Origin of the sequence: Streptomyces sp. MB09-02B, from assembly GCF_033794485.1 — a bacterium.
Lineage (GTDB): Bacteria > Actinomycetota > Actinomycetes > Streptomycetales > Streptomycetaceae > Streptomyces.
Genome location: NZ_JARGEE010000753.1, coordinates 1 through 2,248, shown reverse-complemented (window position 1 = coordinate 2,248; position 2,248 = coordinate 1). Strand labels below are relative to the sequence as shown.

3 protein-coding genes are annotated in these 2,248 nt (G+C 69.1%); all 3 read right to left on the bottom strand.

Going from position 1 to position 2,248, the window contains the following annotated elements; all coding sequences use genetic code 11:
• Positions 1-16: 16 nt before the first annotated feature.
• Positions 17-919: an ADP-ribosylglycohydrolase family protein gene (locus P1P70_RS43680; RefSeq protein ID WP_319247932.1), complete on the bottom strand. Its 903-nt coding sequence runs from the start codon at positions 917-919 to the stop codon at positions 17-19.
• A gap of 12 nt (positions 920-931) precedes the next feature.
• Positions 932-1,591, bottom strand: a complete 660-nt coding sequence (locus tag P1P70_RS43675; protein ID WP_319247930.1) for a histidine phosphatase family protein — start codon at positions 1,589-1,591, stop codon at positions 932-934.
• Positions 1,592-1,715: 124 nt separating this feature from the next.
• Positions 1,716-2,248 (bottom strand): DUF4937 domain-containing protein (locus tag P1P70_RS43670; protein WP_319247928.1); only part of this gene is annotated, 533 nt, incomplete at its 5' end.

The following is a 2,248-nucleotide window of genomic DNA, read 5'->3' as shown; positions in this document are numbered from 1 at the left end:
ACCCACCCCCGGTCGGTTATTCCACCTGGAGCCAGTCCGGGAACGCCTCGGTCTGCCGCATCCAGGCCTCGGGGGGCGCCCCGGCCTTACCGGAAGCGATCACTCCGCCGACGATGGCGCAGGTGGTGTCGACGTCGCCGCCCACCTGGGCCGTGGTCCAGAAGCCCCGCTCGTAGTCCCCGAGAGCGCGTGCCGCAGACCAGAGCGCGAACGGCACGGTGTCGTGCGCCGTCGTACGCCGCCCGCAGCCCAGCACGGCAGCGACAGTGTCCGCGTCGGCGTAGTCGAGCATGTCCCGTGCACGGCGCAGGCCGGCGCCGACGGCGCTCTTCGGGACGAGTGCGATGACCCCGTCGAGCAACGCTCCGGGGCTCGGCGGTCCGGAGGGATCGGCCGCGAGGGCGGCGGCAGCCGCGACGGCCATGGCGCCGACGACGGCCTCACGGTGCTGGTGCGTGGGGTAGGCCGAGATCTCCGCCTGGTGGGTGGCCTGCTCGGGGTCGTCCGCGTACCAGGCGCCCAGCGGGGCGATCCGCATGGCCGCGCCGTTGCCCCAGGACCCCTGACCGTTGAAGAGCGCGGAGGCCAGCTCACGCCAGTCGCCACCCTCGCGGACCAGCCGCAGCAGACGGTTGACCGCGGGGCCGTAGCCCCGGTCGAAATCGTGGTGCACCGCGAAGGAGCGGGCGAGTTCGTCCTGGTCGATCCGGTGGTGGGCCGCAAGGACGGCCACGACGGAGCAGGCCATCTCGGTGTCGTCGGTCCACTGCCAGGGGCCGGGCGGGGTCTCGCGGCGCTTGAGCAACGGGTAGTTCACGGGCACGAAGTACTGCGAGCCCAGCGCGTCCCCCACCGCGAGTCCGCGCAGGCTGGAAAGGGCCCGGTCGAGGGGGCCGGAAGGAGAGAAGTCAGCGGTCATCGCCCTGCCACTCTAACTGGTGGCCCCGTACGACTCCGGGTCCCGCCAGCGGTCGAACGGCCGGTCGAGCGTGTACTTCCCGTCCTCCCCGAGAACGAGCATCCGCATCTCCGCGTTCCCGGGGTTCGACAACGACTCGAACTCGGCGACCGTCCAGTGGAACCAGCGCATGCAGAACAGGCGCATGGCGAGCCCATGGGTGACCAGCAGGACGTTCGGCGGGTGGTCGGGGTCCTCGAAACTGCGGAAGAGGCTCTCCAGGAAGCCGCCGACCCGGTCGTAGACATCGGCGCCCGACTCCCCCTGCACGAAGCGGTAGAAGAAGTGGCCGTACGCGTCCCGGTAGGCCTTCTGGAGGCGTACGTCGTCCGGGTCCTGCCAGTTGCCCCAGTCCTGCTCGCGCAACCGTGGCTCCTCGCGCACGCGCACCTGCTCGGGGTCCAGGTGAAACGCCTGGAACGTCTCGTGTGTCCGGCGATACGGGGAGACATAGACGCTGACGCGCTCACGGCCGACGACGTCGCGGATGTGTTTGCCGGTCTCCTCCGCCTGCTGCCAGCCGAGATCGGTGAGCGCGAGGGCGTGGTCGGGCTCGCGCTCGTACACGGTGTCATCAACATTGCCCGTTGACTCGCCGTGTCGGACAAGGATGATGCGCCGTGGTCGTGCCATGCCAAGACCCTAAAGGGGACGAGGGCGGATCGAGCACTCGTCCGGCTGGCATACGGCGTAGGTCACACAGCTCCCGCACGCCGACCAGTAAGATTGGAAATTCAAACTCACCCGAGTCGGAATCTCAAACCGTCCAGCTCGGCTCCAGCTCCACGATGTCCCCGGTCATGGCGGCGACATCGGCCTCGATCTGGGCACGCAGGGCGAGGCGTTCGATGCGTTCGACACGGTACTTGCCGTGCTCGGCGGCCGACTGCCACATGGAGAGGATGATGAACTCGTGAGCGGGTGCCTCACCGAAGAGGCCGCGCAGCATGCCCGGAGAGCCGGCCATCGCGGGGTTCCAGACCTTCTCCTGCATCAGGGCGAAGTGCTCGGCTCGCTCCTCGTGGACGCGGCAGTGCGCGACCCGCACCAGATCGGCGTCCGTGAAGCGCGGCTCGAATCCGGTCTTCACGTCGAACCGGTGGTCGAAGAGCTTGACCTGCATGTCCTTGAAGGTGCCCGACTGCGACGCGGCGAGCCGGTCGTGGGAGCGCGCCATGAAGGAGTCGTAGAAGGCACGGCTCTCCCAGAAGGAGAAGATGTGCGCCACACCGGCCCGTCCCCGGCTCCAACCCCCGCCCTGTCCACGGAATCCCGGCTCCCCCAGTAGCC